This is a genomic window from Micromonospora palomenae (assembly GCF_007829925.1).
Classification (GTDB): domain Bacteria; phylum Actinomycetota; class Actinomycetes; order Mycobacteriales; family Micromonosporaceae; genus Micromonospora; species Micromonospora purpureochromogenes.
The window spans coordinates 1,345,625-1,360,960 of record NZ_VIXA01000002.1 but is presented as its reverse complement, the minus strand read 5'-3'; the positions used below and the strand labels follow the sequence as shown (position 1 = coordinate 1,360,960).

General features: G+C 72.7%; 14 protein-coding genes and 2 tRNA genes. 10 read left to right on the top strand and 6 right to left on the bottom strand.

From position 1 onward, the window contains the following. Nucleotides 1-24 precede the first annotated feature (24 nt). The 6 genes from FHX75_RS17520 (at nt 25) to FHX75_RS17495 (ending at nt 5,687) form a co-directional block, all read left to right on the top strand. Nucleotides 25-483 carry a hypothetical protein gene (locus tag FHX75_RS17520; RefSeq protein ID WP_154941232.1) on the top strand — a complete coding sequence of 153 codons (459 nt, stop codon included), beginning with the start codon at nt 25-27 and terminating at the stop codon, nt 481-483. Between the two features lie 3 nt (nt 484-486). Next, entirely contained in the window at nt 487-1,917 is a 1,431-nt protein-coding gene (locus FHX75_RS17515; RefSeq protein ID WP_154941231.1) for an FtsK/SpoIIIE domain-containing protein, read from the top strand. Further along, the gene (locus FHX75_RS17510) at nt 1,914-2,528 is read left to right on the top strand and encodes a DUF2637 domain-containing protein (RefSeq protein ID WP_154941230.1); all 615 of its coding nucleotides are present in this window, start codon (nt 1,914-1,916) and stop codon (nt 2,526-2,528) included. Before FHX75_RS17515 ends, FHX75_RS17510 begins: the two co-directional genes overlap by 4 nt. Before the next feature lie 71 nt (nt 2,529-2,599). Then, nucleotides 2,600-4,252: a replication initiator gene (locus tag FHX75_RS17505; protein ID WP_246158333.1), complete on the top strand. Its 1,653-nt coding sequence runs from the start codon at nt 2,600-2,602 to the stop codon at nt 4,250-4,252. After that, nucleotides 4,249-4,491: a helix-turn-helix domain-containing protein gene (locus FHX75_RS17500; protein ID WP_211364490.1), complete on the top strand. Its 243-nt coding sequence runs from the start codon at nt 4,249-4,251 to the stop codon at nt 4,489-4,491. The genes FHX75_RS17505 and FHX75_RS17500 overlap by 4 nt, the downstream gene beginning before the upstream one ends. Nucleotides 4,492-4,616: 125 nt before the next feature. Then, nucleotides 4,617-5,687, top strand: coding sequence for a tyrosine-type recombinase/integrase (locus tag FHX75_RS17495; RefSeq protein WP_211364489.1), 1,071 nt, complete (start codon nt 4,617-4,619; stop codon nt 5,685-5,687). Between the two features lie 73 nt (nt 5,688-5,760). Here the strand turns inward: FHX75_RS17495 and FHX75_RS17490 are convergent. The 3 genes from FHX75_RS17490 to FHX75_RS17480 form a co-directional block, all read right to left on the bottom strand. Continuing rightward, nucleotides 5,761-5,833 (bottom strand) — tRNA-Arg (locus FHX75_RS17490). Between the two features lie 36 nt (nt 5,834-5,869). Further along, a tRNA-Ser gene (locus tag FHX75_RS17485) sits at nt 5,870-5,960 on the bottom strand. A 490-nt stretch (nt 5,961-6,450) separates the two neighbouring features. Continuing rightward, a complete protein-coding gene (locus FHX75_RS17480) occupies nt 6,451-7,092 on the bottom strand; it encodes a hypothetical protein (protein ID WP_154941228.1) in 642 nt (213 codons plus the stop codon). Nucleotides 7,093-7,189: 97 nt separating this feature from the next. Here FHX75_RS17480 and FHX75_RS17475 point away from each other — a divergent pair, with 97 nt between their 5' ends. After that, nucleotides 7,190-7,834: a hypothetical protein gene (locus FHX75_RS17475; RefSeq protein ID WP_246158154.1), complete on the top strand. Its 645-nt coding sequence runs from the start codon at nt 7,190-7,192 to the stop codon at nt 7,832-7,834. Here FHX75_RS17475 and FHX75_RS17470 read toward each other — a convergent pair. Beyond that, entirely contained in the window at nt 7,821-8,594 is a 774-nt protein-coding gene (locus tag FHX75_RS17470; protein ID WP_154941227.1) for a CPBP family intramembrane glutamic endopeptidase, read from the bottom strand. The two genes, FHX75_RS17475 and FHX75_RS17470, sit on opposite strands and share 14 nt — an antisense overlap. Before the next feature lie 123 nt (nt 8,595-8,717). On the opposite strand from FHX75_RS17470, the gene FHX75_RS17465 reads away from it, so the two are divergent. Next, nucleotides 8,718-9,836 (top strand): globin domain-containing protein, encoded by a 1,119-nt coding sequence (locus tag FHX75_RS17465; protein WP_154941226.1) that lies wholly within the window; start codon nt 8,718-8,720, stop codon nt 9,834-9,836. Nucleotides 9,837-9,945: 109 nt separating this feature from the next. On the opposite strand, the gene FHX75_RS17460 is transcribed toward FHX75_RS17465, so the two are convergent. Continuing rightward, on the bottom strand, nt 9,946-11,451 hold the full coding sequence (locus FHX75_RS17460) for a peptide deformylase (protein ID WP_154941225.1): 1,506 nt from the start codon (nt 11,449-11,451) through the stop codon (nt 9,946-9,948). A 286-nt stretch (nt 11,452-11,737) separates the two neighbouring features. On the opposite strand from FHX75_RS17460, the gene FHX75_RS17455 reads away from it, so the two are divergent. Beyond that, nucleotides 11,738-12,517: a ferric iron reductase gene (locus tag FHX75_RS17455; protein ID WP_154942015.1), complete on the top strand. Its 780-nt coding sequence runs from the start codon at nt 11,738-11,740 to the stop codon at nt 12,515-12,517. Between the two features lie 6 nt (nt 12,518-12,523). Here FHX75_RS17455 and FHX75_RS17450 read toward each other — a convergent pair whose 3' ends face one another. Next, a complete protein-coding gene (locus FHX75_RS17450) occupies nt 12,524-14,350 on the bottom strand; it encodes a DUF6311 domain-containing protein (protein ID WP_246158151.1) in 1,827 nt (608 codons plus the stop codon). A 209-nt stretch (nt 14,351-14,559) separates the two neighbouring features. Here FHX75_RS17450 and FHX75_RS17445 point away from each other — a divergent pair, with 209 nt between their 5' ends. Beyond that, entirely contained in the window at nt 14,560-15,270 is a 711-nt protein-coding gene (locus tag FHX75_RS17445; RefSeq protein ID WP_154941224.1) for a class I SAM-dependent methyltransferase, read from the top strand. Nucleotides 15,271-15,336 lie beyond the last annotated feature (66 nt).

Below are 15,336 nucleotides of genomic sequence, written 5' to 3'. Positions count from 1 at the left end.
TTCTCCCTGGAAGGAGTTGGGCTGATGCCCACGGTATCGAACGCTGCCCGGATCGCCGGGAACCCGCGTCCCGGCCCGCACCGGAAGACGCACCGCCGCACTGTGATGCGCCTGGCCGGTCCCGGTGTCCGGGCCGCCCGCGACGTCTACACCACCGTCCCGGCCGACGCCGTGCGCGTGGCGGCGCTGGTCGAGATCGCCGCCGCCGCTGCCGCCCTGGCCCGGACGGTGGTGAAGCTGCGCCACCTGGACCCGGACCTGATCGCCCCGCACGTGGCCGACCGCGTCGACCTGCGCGCCGTGCTCGGCCGTGGCCGGTGGCTGCCGACCATGACCCGCCACGTCCCGGCCCCGGAGTCCGGCCCGGTCGACCTGGCCGCGCTGATGCCGGCCCGGCCGCCGGTCCGTCGTCGGGTGGTGCGTCGTCGTCCCGGCTCGCCGGGCCAGGCATCCCTGTTCGCCTCCGTGGTAGGGGAGGGCTGAGCTGTGCCGCTGGTCAACGTCATCCGGGGCGACCGGATCGACCCCGCCCCGATCAACGTCCGCACCCCGTTCATCCGCATCCCCATGTGGCTCGCGCTGTCGTGGTGGACGCTCAAGGCCCTCGGCCGCCTGGCCGTGGTGCTGGTCCGCTTCTGGTACGTCACCGCCCCGGCGGTGTTCTTCGCCTGGCTCTACCTGCGCTGGGGCTGGGCCGGTCCCGCCGTCGTGGTGGGCGCCATCGCCGCCGTCTCGACTGGGTGGGCGTTCGGGCACCGGGCGTCGTGGCTGCGGTTCGGGTGGTGGCCGGTGCTGTCCCGCTACCGCCGGTGGGTCTACCGGCGCAACTGGCACGCCGCCATGGTCACGGCCAAGCTCGCGGTGTCCTTCGACTCGCACACCGTCCTTCCCGTGCTGCGGAAGGTGCGGTGCGCCTCCGGCGTCGACGTGGTCACCGTCCGCATGGTGACTGGCCAGATCCCCGACGACTTCGCCAAGGTCGCGGAACGCCTCGCGCACACCTTCGGCGTCCGCCAGGTCAAGGCATCCCCCGGGCCGCGCCCGGACGTGGTGCTGCTGCATCTGTTCCGCGGTGACCCCCTCGCCAAGGTGGTCCGGCCCCTGCCGGTGCCGGCAGTGCCCGAGTTCACCGCGCTCGCGGTTGGCCGGCAGGAGGACGGCGACGGCTACCCGCTGCGCCTGTTCGGCACTCAGGTCCTGGTCGTGGGCGCCACCGGGGCGGGGAAGGGCTCGGTCATCTGGTCCGTGGTCCGGTCCCTCGCCGCTGGCGTCACGTCGGGGCTGGTGCAGATCTGGGGCCTGGACCCGAAAGGCGGGATGGAGCTCGGGATCGGCGCGCCGATGTTCACCCGCTTCGCGTGCAAGGACTACGCCGCCATGGCGGAGCTGATCGAGGAAGCCGCCACGACAGCCCGCAACCGGGCGGCCAAGCTGCGCGGGCGGACCCGCCAGCACACCCCCACCCCTGATGAGCCGCTGATCGTCCTGGTCATCGATGAGCTGGCGAACCTCACCGCGTACCTCACCGACCGCCAGCTCAAGGACCGGATCAAGGCCGCCCTGTCCATCCTGCTCAGCCAGGGCCGCGCGGTCGGTGTGCACGTCGTCGCCGCCATTCAGGACCCGCGCAAGGAAGTGCTGCCGTTCCGGGACCTGTTCCCCACCCGCATCGGCCTGCGGCTCGCTGAGGCCGCTCAGGTGGACCTGGTGCTCGGCGACGGGATGCGCGACCGGGGCGCGCTGTGCGACCGCATCCCGCAATCCCTCCCGGGTGTCGGCTTCGTGGTCATCGACGGTGACCCCACCCCAATGCGGGTCCGCTTCTCCTACCTCACCGACGACGAGATCCGCGACATGGCCACCACCTACGGCCGGCTGCGCGTCATCGACGGCGAGATCCTGGACGGTGCCGCATGAAGCCCCACCCCACCCACAGCCGCGCCGACCGCATCGACGGCCTGGTCCTCGTCGTCATCCTGCTCATCGTCGCCGGCTTCGCCGGAGCCGCGTCGTTCACCCACGTCAAGGACTGGACCCTCGACAACAGCCCACCCGGCACCGGCGAGTGGTTCGGCTGGGCCAACGCCGTCATCTCCGAACTCATCCCCACCGCCGCCCTGCTCACCATCCGCCGCCGCAAGCGCACCGGCGGCCCGATCGGCTACCCGATGTTCCTGCTCGCCGCCGCCGTCGCACTCTCCCTCGCCGCGCAGCTCGCCGTGGCCAAGCCCGGCCCGTCCGGCTGGCTCCTGTCCGCCGTGCCCGCGCTGGCGTTCATCGGCCTGTCCAAACTCGTCCTCACCACCGGCCCCACACCGACCACCGACGACACCGCCCCAGCCCGGCCGGTCGAGCCGACCGCCCCGCCCGTCCGGCAGACTCCGCCGCCCGCCACCGCGCCGGCCGCTCCGGAACCCGTCGCCCTGGCCCCGGTCGAGCCGGCCCGTCCCGCCCCGCTCGCCCCGGTGCCGCCGGCCGCGTTCACCCGCCGCAACGGCATGCCCCTGACCGGGGAGGTGACCCGTTGACCATCACCCCGACGCTGCCCGGCCTCACCCCCACCACCGAGGGTCCGAGCCCGGGCTCCCGGGCCGCCCGGATGCTCATGCCCCGCTCCGTCGACGTCGTCAAGGACCTGGCCGCTGACTACGGCGTCTGCACCCGACCCGTCTCCCTGCGCCGCACCGACCTCGACTCCGGCCGGACCGAGGTCATCGACATGCCCTGCGGCGCCACCCAGGAAGCCAAGTGCCCCGCCTGCGCCACCCGCGCCCGACGCCTGCGGCAGCAGCAAATCCGGGAAGGATGGCACCGCGACGACGAACCCGACCCCGGCCCCGAGCCCGCCACGGAAGCGCAACGCGGTCTGATCGTCGCCCGCGCTCACCTGGAATTCGCCCGCGACGAGGCGGCCCGCGCTTCGCAGTGGGACCAGGTCGCCGACCTGGACGACGCCATCGCGGAACTGGAAGCCCAGATCACCACCGAAGGACTCCGCGGCCGACCCGCACCCCCGCACGCCACCGACGACCAGGAGGACGGCGACGGCAAACGCCGGGTGCGCTCGACCAAACGCCGCCAGGACGCTCCCGACCTGCCCCGGCTCCCGGTGCAGAACCGGACGGTCGGGCGGACGTATGAGGGGCACGGCGGGCAGGTGTTCCGGCCGTCGATGTTCCTCACCCTCACCCTCACCCTCGGCTCCTACGGCCGCGTGCACTCCGACGGCACACCCGTCGACCCCGATACCTACGACTACCGGCGCGCGGCCTGGGACGCGGTGCACTTCCCTCGGCTGCTGGATCGGTTCTGGCAGAACCTGCGCCGTGCGGTCGGCTGGAACGTCCAATACGCGGGCGCGGTTGAGCCGCAACGCCGTCTTGCCCCGCACGCGCACTTCGCCATCCGGGGCACCATCCCCCGCGCGCTGGTCCGCCAGGTCGCCGCCGCCACCTATCACCAGGTGTGGTGGCCGTCCGTCGAGCATCGGGTCTACGAACCGGGGCGGGCGCCGCAGTGGGACGCCGACGCCGCCGGCTACACCGACCCGACCACGGGCCGGCTGCTCCCGTCGTGGGATGACGCCCTGGACCTGGTCGACGCCGACCCCGACGCCGAACCCGTGCACGTCGTCCGCTTCGGCGTCCAGGTCGACGCCAAGGGCGTCCTCGCCGGAACCAAGGACGCGGACCGTTGCGTCGGCTACATCACCAAGTACCTCACCAAACAAGCCGCCGACTGCCACGACGTGACCACCGGCCGGCAACGGGCGCACCTGGAACGCCTGTGGCAAGAGCTGCGGCACACGCCCTGTTCGGAGCGGTGCGCCAACTGGCTGCTCTACGGCGTCCAACCGAAGAAGGCCCGGCCCGGGTTGAAGCCGGGCAACTGCAAGAACAAGGTCCACAAGCGGGAAACTCTCGGCATCGGCGGGCGGCGCGTCCTCATCTCCCGCCAGTGGTCCGGCAAAACTCTCACCGACCACCGGGCCGACCGCCGGGAGTGGGTCAAGGCGCTGCTCGGGGTCACCACCGACGCCGACACCGCCCCGGCCGGCGGCGAGCAGCGGCACGCATGGGAACTCGCCAAGCCCACCGACCCTGACGTTGCGCCCCTCGGCCACCGGGTCCTGCGCGCCATCTCGGAGCGCATCCAGTGGCGCGCCCAGCTCGACGCCGCCAGACGCAACCAGGTACCGCCCGATGTCTCGGCAACTCTGCTCGACGCTCATGACAAGGAGGAACGACGGTGATTGTCTCCGACGTCCGGCCGGTGCCGGCGCGGTTGTGGGAGCTGCCGGCGGATGATCTGCCGCCGTTGTTGCTTCGGCCGGAGCAGGTGGCCCGGGTGTTGAACATCGGACGGTCGAAGGTCTTCGACCTGATCCGCTCAGGGCAGCTCCGGTCGGTAAAGGCCGGCGGCTCACGCCGGATTTCGGCAACTGCTCTGCGCGAGTACGTGGCGCGGTTGGAAGCCAGGGAGGACGACTGATGCCACGGTCAGAAAGCGCCGGGGAGCAGCCGCCGGCGGAACGGAAGCCGCGGCGGTCCAAACGGGGTAACGGTGAGGGATCGATCTACCTGCGCAAGGACGGCCGGTGGACGGCGGCGTACTTCGTGCCCAAGCCTGGCGGCGGGGAGTCGCGTCGCTACGTCTACGGCCGCTCGCCCGAGGAGGTCGAGACGAAGCTTGTCGAGATGCGCAAGCAGGTCCAGGCGGGCGCGCCCCTGGCTCCTGCCGGCCTGACGGTCGCCCGGTACCTGGAGGAGTGGATGGAGCAGGTGGCCGCCCCTCGGGTCCGTCCGAACACTGCCCGGTCATACCGGGACCTGATCGCGAAGTACCTCGTGCCGAGGCTGGGCCGGAAGCGTCTGGGCCAGCTGGGCGCCCGGGACGTTCGGCAGTTCCTCGCTGCGCTCGCGGGTGACGGAGTGGGAGAGCGGACGGCACAGTTGGCACACGCGGTGCTGCGGGCGGCGCTGGAGGACGCCATGCGGGAGGAGATCATCCCGCGAAATGTGGCGAAGCTGGTGCGGGCACCTCGGCCGGTGAAGCAGGAGCGGGAGCCGTTGACGGTTCAGCAGGTTCGGACGCTGCTCACCTCGACGCGGGATCACCGGCTGCACGCGCTGTTCGTGGTGTTCGCGGTGCTCGGTCTTCGGCGCAGTGAAGTGCTGGGCCTGCGGTGGGATGACGTGGACCTGGAGGTGGGCGTCCTGCGGGTTCGGCGCAGCTTGCACCGTGTCGAGGGGCAGTTGGCGACCTTCCCGACGAAGACGCAGCGGTCGGCCCGGGCGGTGCCGCTGCCGGGGATGGTCGTGCGCACGCTGCGGGATCACCAGCGGGGCCAGGAGGCGGAACGCCTGGCGCTCGGGGCGAAGTGGCCGAGCTTGGGCTACGTCTTCACCACGCCGATTGGCACTCCGCTCGACCCGAGCAACTGCACGCGGCTGGTTCAGTCTGAGTGCGCGGCGGCCGGGCTGCCGGCGATCCGGCTGCATGACCTGCGGCACGGCTGTGTCTCGGTGCTGCTTGCTCTGGGCGTGCCGCCCCGGACGGTGATGGACATCGTGGGGCACAGCACGTTGGAGATGACCATGACGGTCTACGGTCACGTGAGCCTGGACGACAAGCGGGCGGCGCTGGATCAGCTGGGCGGCCTGTTCGATGACGGGGCCGGGAAATGACGTTGCTGTCACTGGTTGCTGTCAGGGCCGGTCGCAAGCGACCGGCCCTCAGCGTTTTTCCTGTTCAGATGTGTGCGCCCGAAGGGACTCGAACCCCTAACCTTCTGATCCGTAGTCAGATGCTCTATCCGTTGAGCTACGGGCGCTCGGTGCTTGGCCAGTCTACACACCCGGCTTTCGCGCGGAGACTCCGGGATTCGAACCCGGGAGGGGCTTTAAAACCCCAACCGCATTAGCAGTGCGGCGCCATAGACCAGACTAGGCGAAGTCTCCCTGGTGGCCCCAGCAGACCACCGCGCCCGAGGATACAGGTCCGCCCCCCACCGGGGCAAAGCGACTACCGCAGCGACGTGTTTTCACCGTGTGCGCCGTCACGTTCGCGACTACGCTCCATCGACATGCAGGAGCAGACGCCGAGCGATCCGCCCCGCCGCGAGCCCGCCGAGGGGCCCCGCCGGCGCTCTCCGAAGGCCACCTTCACCCCACCCCCGGCCCCACCGAAGGCGGCCGGGGCGGGCCAGGACGAGGGTACGGACGTCGCGCCGGGCAAGCGCCGTCCGGCGAAGGCCGCGCCCGCGGTCCTGTTTCAGCCACCCACTCCCGATCAGCCGCTGCCCCGCCAGCCACGGCCCGCGAGGAAAGCGTCCGTTAGCGCCGGCACCCCGACCGAGCCCGCTGGGACCGGCCCGGCCGACGTACCTACCGGTCGAGAGGGAGCCGGTGCGAGCCCCAGCGGTGGCACGGCGGCCGGTGGCGCAGCCGGTCAGCAGGAGATCACCGGGCAGGTGACCGCCGACACACCAGCCGCGAATCGGGCCCCTAAGCGGAGCACCTCGACAGCCCGACAGGCCCCCCCGGGGCGACAGACGACTGTTGCCCCGGTCACCCCGGGCGCGGCCGAGCCGACCGGTCCGGTGAGTTCCGGCACGACGCCCCCAACCTCGGCGGCAGAGCCCGACGCCGCGCAGCCGGAGACCCCTGCGTCGCCGACGAGGCGGAAGACCGCGAGGAAGGCCACCCCGCGCAAGGACACGACCTCGCGCGCCGCCACACCGGGCGAGAGCCGCACGGGCACCGGAGGCGGGAGCGCCACCAGCACCTCAGGCGAGAGCCACCCGACCCTGCCGGACGAGAGCCAGCCGACCGCGCCCGGCGAGAGCCACACCAGCACCCCGGGCGAGAGCTCCGTGGTCGCGGAGAACGACAGCCGGACGACCGTCCCCGAACAGAGTCGAGTTGCCACGCCCCGAAGCCGGACGACCGCCTCGGGCGAGAGCCGCACCGCCGCGCCGAGAAGGACGGCCACGCCCAAGAAGGCGACCCCACCGAAGAAGGCGACCCCGAAGAAGGCGACGCCCGGGCCAGCCCCGACCACGGTCGAGCAGCTCAGGACCACCTCCGACACCCCCGCACCGACCGCCGACACCGGCGCACCCGGACCCGGCACGGCCCGGCCGGCAGCTGACCCAACGATCAGGATCGAGCAGCAGCCGGCGGCTCCGGTGCGTACCCGGGAACTGGGCCTGGCGGAGATCCGGAGCCGGCTGCTGGAGCACCCCGGCTTCGCGCCGGAGCTGCTCGCCCTGGCGGCCGTGGCGGGGATCGGGCCGCGCGCCCACGACTGGGCGCAACGGCTGCGGACGGCGTACCCAGATGCCGGGCCGGACGGGCTGGCCCGGCTGGCCAGCCGGCGGTTCGTGCGGGTGGCCGGGGCCGGTGGCGCGGCAGCGGCGGTGGCCGGGCTGTTCGCGCCGGTGGCGGAGCTGGCGGCGGTGCTCTGGAGTCAGGCCGGGCTGGTGCTGCACGTGGCGGCGGCGTACGGCCGGGACCCGCTGGACCCGGAGCGGGCGGTGGAGCTGCTGGTGCTGACCCAGGTGCACCCGGACGCGGCGAGCGCGCGTACCGCGCTGGCGGCGGCGCGGGCGGCGGACGGGCCGGGGGACCGGCCGTGGCCGCGCGCGGCGGAGGCCGCCTGGCGGTTGGCGGCGCCACTGGCCGTGCAGGCCGGCGGCTGGGCGATGCTGCGGTTGGCGTCCCGGCTGCTGCCGGGGGCGGCGGTGCTCGCCGCCGCGGCGGGTGACGCGGCTGCCGCCGAGCGGCTGGCGGCGCGCGCGGTGGCCGCCTACCGGCCGGTCAGAGCCAGCTGAACCACTCCTTGGGCAGCGACGCGTAGCCGACGAAGGCGATCACGTCGAGCAGGGTGTGCGCCACGATCAGCGGCATCACCCGCCGGGTGCGCAGGTAGAAAAGGCTGAACACGACGCCCATCACCGCGTTGCCGACGAACGCGCCGAAGCCCTGGTAGAGGTGGTAGGAGCCGCGCAGCAGCGCGCTCGCCGCGATGATGGCGGCGAGCCGCCACTGGAGCTGGCGCAGCCGGGTCACCAGGTAGCCGACCACGATCACCTCCTCCAGCACGGCGTTCTGGACGGCGGCGAGGATCAGCACCGGCACCGCCCACCACAGGTCGGGCAGGCCGGCGGGGACCAGGGTGGCGTTGATCCCGAGCTGCGCGGCCGCCCAGAACAACGCCAGGCCGGGCAGGCCGATCAGCGCCGCGAGGCCGGCGCCCCGGGCCAGGTCGGATCCGGGTCGGCGCAGGTCCATCCCGAGCGTCCGCGCCGGATCGCCGGGGTCCCGCGCCAGCAGGTGTAGGGCGAGCAGCACCGGCAGCAACGCGAAGACGATGCCGAGGAGCTGGTACGTCAGGTCCAGCCACGGCCGGGCCGACTGCGAGGTGTTGAGCGAGGCGGTCTGCTTCGACAGCGGCCCGTCGGCGGCCAGCTTCGCGATGATCGACACCAGCGCGTAGACGGCCGACCGGCCGAGGGAGAGCCCGAGCACCAGCAGGGTCTCGGTGCCCAGCACCCGGCGGGTCACCGGGCGGGTCAGCTCGTCGACGGTCACCGCACCACTCTGCCGCACGGTCGGGGCCGGCGGGAACGGTCGCACAGCCTGTGCGACCGGTGCGCACACTCCGTGGACATTCTATGCGGGCCCGATCCGCCGTCAGGAGGAGGAGCGCCCCCCGTGGACAACTTCGCACGGCTGCTGAAGGAGAGCTGGACCCTGGTCGAGGAGGACCGGGACCGGCTGATAGGTCACTTCTACGCCCGGCTGTTCCTCCTCGACCCGGACCTGCGCAAGCTCTTCCCGGTGCAGATGGCCGCCCAGCGCGACCGGCTGGTGGAGGCCATCGTCACCGCGACCCAGGTGGTGGACGACCCGGAGAGCTTCGACGAGTACCTGCGCTCACTCGGCCGCGACCACCGCAAGTACCACGCGGCCGCCACGCACTACGAGACGATGGGCGTCGCGCTGCTGGACGCGCTGCGCAGCACCGCCGGCGACGGCTGGAACCTGGAGTACGACCAGGCCTGGCGGGACGCGTACGCGGCGATCAGCGAGAAGATGCAGGCCGGCGCGGCGGCGGACGACGATCCGCCGTTCTGGCACGGCGAGGTGCTGACCCACGAGCGGCACGGGCCGGACACGGCGGTGCTGACCGTCCGCGCCCTCCAGCATCCGCTGCGCTGGAAGGCCGGGCAGTACGTCAGCATCGAGGCGCCCCGGCACCTGCCGCGGGTGTGGCGGACGTACTCGGTGGCGAACGCCCCGAACGACGACAACGTGCTGGAGTTCCACATCCGTACGCCGGCCGGGGCGGGTTGGCTCTCCGGCGCGCTGGTCCGCCGGACCAGACCGGGCGAGCTGCTCCGGCTGGCCGCGCCGATGGGCTCGATGACGCTGGACCGCGAGTCGACCCGGGACATTCTCTGCGTGGCCGGCGGGGTCGGCCTGGCCCCGGTGAAGGCGCTGGTGGAGGAGCTGACGAGGTGGAACCGGACCCGCTGGGTGCACGTGTTCTACGGCGCCCGGCACGCCGACGACCTGTACGGCCTGGCGGGTCTGGAGGAGCTGGTGGCCGCGCACCCGTGGCTGTCGGTGACGCCGGCGTGCAGTGACGACCCGGACTTCGACGGCGAGCACGGGGAGATCTCCGACGTGGTCACCCGGTACGGCCCGTGGACGACGCACGACTGCTACGTCTCCGGCTCGGCCCCGATGGTGCGCGCCACCCTGCGGGCGCTCGCCGAGGACGAGGTGCCGCCGCCGAACATCCGGTACGACACCTTCGGCAACCTGTAACGACTTTCCTCCCCCCGAAAAACCGGGTCGCGTGCCCCCGCCCCCTGGGGCACGCGACCCGGGCCCCGTCCGGCCCCTGACGGCGTCCCGCACGTGCCCCCGGACGCCGTCAGGGGCCGGTCTCCCGGTATTCCTCGACCGGCACCAACGGCACGCCCGGCGCCATCCGGTCGGTGTAGAGCCGCCCCTGGAGGTGGTCGACCTCGTGCGCCACCAGCCGGGCCATCCCGTACGCGAACGAGGTGATGATCCGGCTGCCGTCCCAGCGGGCGTGCTCCACGTCGATGCGCAGTGGCCGGGGCACCAGGCCACGGTGGTCGGCGAAGGACAGGCAGCCCTCGTACTGCTCGTCGGTGTCGGGGCTGGCGTCGACCACCCGGGGGTTGAGCAGCACCACCGGCGCGGCGGACCGGTCGGCGGGGCGGACCACGGCCGCCGCCGCGTCCACCCCGACCTGCGGGGCGGCCAGCCCCATGCCGGCGCTGAACGGGTGCAGCTCGTCGACCCGGGTCAGCAGCGCGGTGAGCCGGTCGACCACTTCCCGGGCGGCGGTCTCGTCGCCGGGCAGGTCGAACGGTCGGGCGGGCCGGCGCAGCAGGTCGGCGTCGTGGGGCAGCACACCGAGGGCGCGCAGCCGGTCGCCGGCCCGACCGGCCGCCGTGGCCCGTTCCGCGTCGGCCGGTTCACCCCGGAACCGCCACTGGAGGCGGTAGCGGGAGTTGAGCGGCGGATCGTCGGTCGCCCAGTCGAAGATCGCGCGGTCACCGCGGTCGTGCCGGCGGATCGGGGTACGCAGCGGGCCCTCGTCGGCGGAGAGCGAGGTCTCCACCCCCCAGACCCGGGGGTCGAGCGCCACCGGCAGGTCCAGCCGGACCGCCAGGTGCCGGGTGGGCAGGCGTACGGCGCGCTGGAACCAGGGGCCCCACTTCTCCCGGCCGACGTGGTACGCGTACTCGATCTCGACCCGTTCACCCGGGTGCAGCGGGAACGGCCCGTCGCCGTTCTCGAAGAGCAGCCAGATCTCCTTGTACGCGTCCCGGTCGTGCTTGGCCCGCCAGTGCATCGGCTCGCGGCTGCCACCGTCGTCCCGGTACGCCCGCAGCCGCAGCTCGGCGAAGGTGAGCGGGTGCTCCCGGTGGTGCCGGTTGGAGCGGCCCGGGTCGTCGGGGTAGCGGTCGACGGCGACCCGGACGAGGTGGCGGGTCACCGGTTCGGTGCCGACGTTGTGCAGCTGGCGGCGCACCACGCAGTGGTAGCCCTCGTCGGTGTGGGTGAGGGTGGCGGTCTCGCGCTCGACGACCAGGCCCGTGCCGGGGGGCAGCCACTGCCCGGGCGGTGGCAGCTCGCGGTGCGCCGGGACCGGGCGGGCCTGGCGGAGCTGGTCGTACTCCCGGAAGCGTTGCCAGATCGCGCCGCTGGCGTCGAGGACGGCCTCGGCGCGGCGGGCGAAGTCCTCGGTGGGCCGGTGCCGGCGCCCCTCGACGTGGCTGACGTAGGACGGGTCGAAGCCCATCAGCGTGGCGAGTTGCTTCTTGGAGAGTCCTCGCCCCGTCCGGTGCCGGGCGAGTTCCGCGGCGAAGGACTCGGCGGCCCGCTCCAGGGGGGAGGTCGTCATCAGCTTCCTCACGGCCGGGACGACAAGTCTTCACGTTCGACCACCCCGGCCGCACCTGAACTGGCACTTTGCCGACATTTGGCTTGACACCACGCGCGTTTCCACCCTCACCCACCGGGTACTACCCGGAGCCCGGGCGGTCCGTCGCCAGCGCCGTCGACGGAGTGACCCGGGCCTCTCGGTCCGCCTTTGGTGAGGCTTCCCTTACGCAGAGAGCTGTGGTTAGGCTAGCCTTAGCTGGACGGACGGCACTTCGGACAAGGGGACGGACCAGGTGACAGCGGTGATGCCAGGGTGCCAGCTCGCCCCGCCGCTCGCCCCGGTGACCACCACCCTCCGAGCCATGTTCGGCACCGACGACCTGCCCGGCCTCGCGCCGGGCCTGCTGGTCGTCGACGAGGCCGGCTGGAGCCCGGCGACCGGTCTGATCGACGGCACCCGCCTCCCCGAGTTCCTCGCCGCGGCGTCCCGCCGCTGGGGTGGCACCCCGCACGCCTGCGCCGCGCTGGCCTGGAAGTCCTACAGCTACTGGACCGCCCTGCCGGTGGTGCTCGGCTGGGCCTCGGCGCGCCGGGTGCCGCTGCTCGACCCCGCCGACGTTCTGATCCACTTCGAGGACCACCACCAGCTGCTCACCATGGGGCTGCGCGGCTCGACCGCGGTCGCCGTGCTGCCGAACGACCCGCTGGCGCTCGCCGGCCACCCCGAGGTGCGGGTGGTCGCCGACGAGGCGGAGCTGCTCCGCGTGCTCCGCGCCTCGCTGCTCGACGCCCACCTCGCCCCGATGATCGCCGCGATCCAGACGGAGGTCCGGGTCGGCACCCGTACGCTGCTCGGCTCGGTCGCCTCCGGCATCGCCCACGGGATCCTGCGCGCGGCCGACACCCTCCCCGGCTCCTCGGTCCGCAGCATCTCCACGCTGCTCGACGCGCTCGACCTGGCCGATCTGGTCGAGCTGGTGCCCGGCCCGACCGGCGAGCCGACGGTGCAGCGCCGGACCTGCTGCCTGGCCTTCACGCTGCCGAAGCCCAAGATCTGCCAGGGCTGCTGCGTCCGCCCGTCCTGACCGCGCCTACCCCGTCAGCGGCCGGACGTCCCAGAGCCACACCCCGCCGGTGAAGGTGGGGGTGATCCCGGTCAGCTCGGTCATCGCCCAGCGCAGGGCGTCGGCGTTGCGGTGCGTGCCGAGGACCACCGCCCCGGCCCGCCAGTAGCGCAGGTCGTCCACCGCCGCGGCCCGGTCCTGCCGGGTGATCGGCGGGATCACCCCGGTCCGGGCGACGTGACCGAAGTAGTTGCTGGTCCGGCGGAACGGCGCGGTGAAGAGGGCGACGTCCGGCTCGGGCGCCGACGGCCGGGTGTCCGGCGCGAGGAAGTAGCCGCGGGCGATCGGCATCTCCAGCCGGGTCCGGGACGACCAGCGCAACGGGTCCGCGTAGGTGTTGTCGGGCAGCGGCAGGGTGACGATGCTGCGTCCGCCGGCGACGTACGGGCGCCACGCGCCGGAGGTGACGAATGCCGGGGTCGGGTCGAGCCGGGTGACGGGCAGCGGGGTGGGCACGTTCGGCAGCAGGGCCATGACCAGGACGGTGACGGTGGCGAACCGGATCTGCGTCCGCGTGCCCGGATACCGGCGGGCCAGTTGGCGGGCGTGTTCCGCACCGAGCGCGAGCAGCACCCCGACGACCGGCGTGACCGCCAGCGACCAGCGGGTGGGCACCACGGAGTGCAGCAGCGGCAGGTCCTCCAGCAGCGCCCATGGGGCGGGCACGCCGGTGTCCCGGCCGTTGAGCTGGATCTCCCGGCCGAGCGAGAGCACCGCGAAGAGCACGGCGAGGACCGCCAGGCCGAGCACCAGTGCGCTGCGCCGCAGCCACCAGACCAGGGCGACGGTGAGGACCACCAGCGGCCAGCCGAAGAAGGCGTTCTCCTCGGTCGCGTTCTTGGCCAGCGGCCTGGCGGAGCGGGCGTCACCGGCCAGCGACTCGCGCGAGTACGCCACGAAGGCGGCCAGGTCGGTGCGGTAGCCCCGGATCAGCCGGGACAGCCCGTGGTACGAGCCGGGGCCGAAGAGCTGCACGTAGAGCGGGTACGCCAGCAGCACGGCGGACAGGACGGCGGCGACCCCGAGCCCGGCCAGGAAGGTGCGCGTGCCGCGGCGCAGCTCGGGCCGGCCGATGGCGACCGCCGCCACCACCACGCCCAGCGCGATCGCGGTCATCAACAGGATCTCGAGGTTGAGAAAGGCCTGCCAGACGATCAGCAGGCCGAGCAGGAGGCCGTTGCGCAGCCACCGGCCGGGCTCGGCGAGCCGCAGGGTCCGCCAGGCGATCAGCGGGACGACGAACTGCGACACGATGTTCGGGTGGGCGTTGGCGTGCGACACCATCGCCGGGGCGAACGCGCAGAACGCGGCGCCCAGCCACGCCGGCCCCCGCGACCGGGTCACCACCCGGGAGAGGAAGAAGTACCAGGCGGTCCCGGTGGCGGCCATTCCCAGGGTGAGAAAGAGCAGAAATGACCACTGCGGCCCGAAGAGGACGGTGACCGGCGTCATTGGTATTGAAATGGACAATACGGAGGTATTGGCCATCAGGTTCACGCCGTCGGGCACGTTCATCCGGTCGGAAGCGAACGGGTAGGCGAATTCGGTCACGACCCGGGCGCCGTGGGCCATCATCCACTCGAACTGCGACTGGTCGGACCGGTTGTCCCGCAGCCCGCTGCCGGGGCGCGTCCAGAGTCGCAGGGTCACCCAGAGTGCCAGCAGCACGAAGCTGAGCACCGCGGCGACGTCCCGCCGCCAGCCCTCCCGCCACCGTACGCCGTGGTCGTCGCCGACCTCGGCATCCCCGACGCCGGGTCGTTCGGCCTCGGGGTCCGAATCGGGAGTAGTCATGACAATTCGGAGCGTAGTTGGCTTATGGCGGTGACGTGACATGTTTCGGAGGACTGCGTACTATGTGCCGGGTTCGCCGACCCCCGATCACGTGCCCAAACCCGACCGCATTTCGGCCACCACGGTGCCCCGTTTCCTCCGCCGCTGACGCGGATGATTCACTCTGTCGGTCCAGGCGCGGGTCGAGTCATATCGTGAGGAATCGACGCATGGCAGAAATCACTGGGGATCAGCGCGTCCAGTCCGAGGTCCTGGAGGGCCTCGCGACGGCGGTCAACCACCGGAGCTGGTTCGTCGAGCTGGCCGTGCCCCACCTCGGCGACAACCCCATCGAGATCGGCAGCGGCCTCGGCGACTACGCGCTCGAGTGGTCGCGGCACGTCCCCCGCTTCACCGCCACCGAGGCCGACCCGGACCGGCTGGTGCAGCTCAAGGAGCGGCTGGCCGAGGAGCCCACCATCGAGGTACGGCAGATGCTGCTGCCGCACCCCGAGCGCGGCGACTACAGCGCGGCCGTCTCGTACAACGTGCTGGAGCACATCGAGGACCACGTCGGCGCGCTGCGCAGCATGCGCGACCTGGTCCGGCCCGGCGGCGCGGTGATCATCATCGTGCCGGCCTTCCAGTTCGCGATGAGCCCGGCCGACATCGCCACCGGGCACGTGCGCCGCTACACGAAGAAGACCCTGGCCGCGGCCATGACCGAGGCCGGGCTGACGGTCGAGACCATGCACTACGCCAACGCGCTCGGCCTGATCGGGTACTTCATGGCCACCAAGGTCTTCCGGCTGATGCCGAAGGAGGGCCCGATGGTCAAGGTCTACGACACCCTGGTGCTGCCGGCCACCAAGGCCGCCGAGCAGCGGATCCGCCCCCCGTTCGGCCAGTCCGTCTTTGCCGTCGCCCGCGTCCCCGCCTGACCCGTCCCACCGGGACGCCGCCCGACCTCGGCGCGCCGGCCGGGACCGCGGACGGTGGTGGCCTCC

Coding starts and splice junctions, on each gene's coding strand:
- FHX75_RS17520 (WP_154941232.1), top strand. CDS start 25: ATGCCCACGGTATCGAACGCTGCCCGGATCGCCGGGAACCCGCGTCCC.
- FHX75_RS17510 (WP_154941230.1), top strand. CDS start 1,914: ATGAAGCCCCACCCCACCCACAGCCGCGCCGACCGCATCGACGGCCTG.
- FHX75_RS17505 (WP_246158333.1), top strand. CDS start 2,600: ATGCTCATGCCCCGCTCCGTCGACGTCGTCAAGGACCTGGCCGCTGAC.
- FHX75_RS17460 (WP_154941225.1), bottom strand. CDS start 11,451: ATGACGACCTCCCCCCTGGAGCGGGCCGCCGAGTCCTTCGCCGCGGAA.
- FHX75_RS17455 (WP_154942015.1), top strand. CDS start 11,738: ATGCCAGGGTGCCAGCTCGCCCCGCCGCTCGCCCCGGTGACCACCACC.
- FHX75_RS17450 (WP_246158151.1), bottom strand. CDS start 14,350: ATGACTACTCCCGATTCGGACCCCGAGGCCGAACGACCCGGCGTCGGG.
- FHX75_RS17445 (WP_154941224.1), top strand. CDS start 14,560: ATGGCAGAAATCACTGGGGATCAGCGCGTCCAGTCCGAGGTCCTGGAG.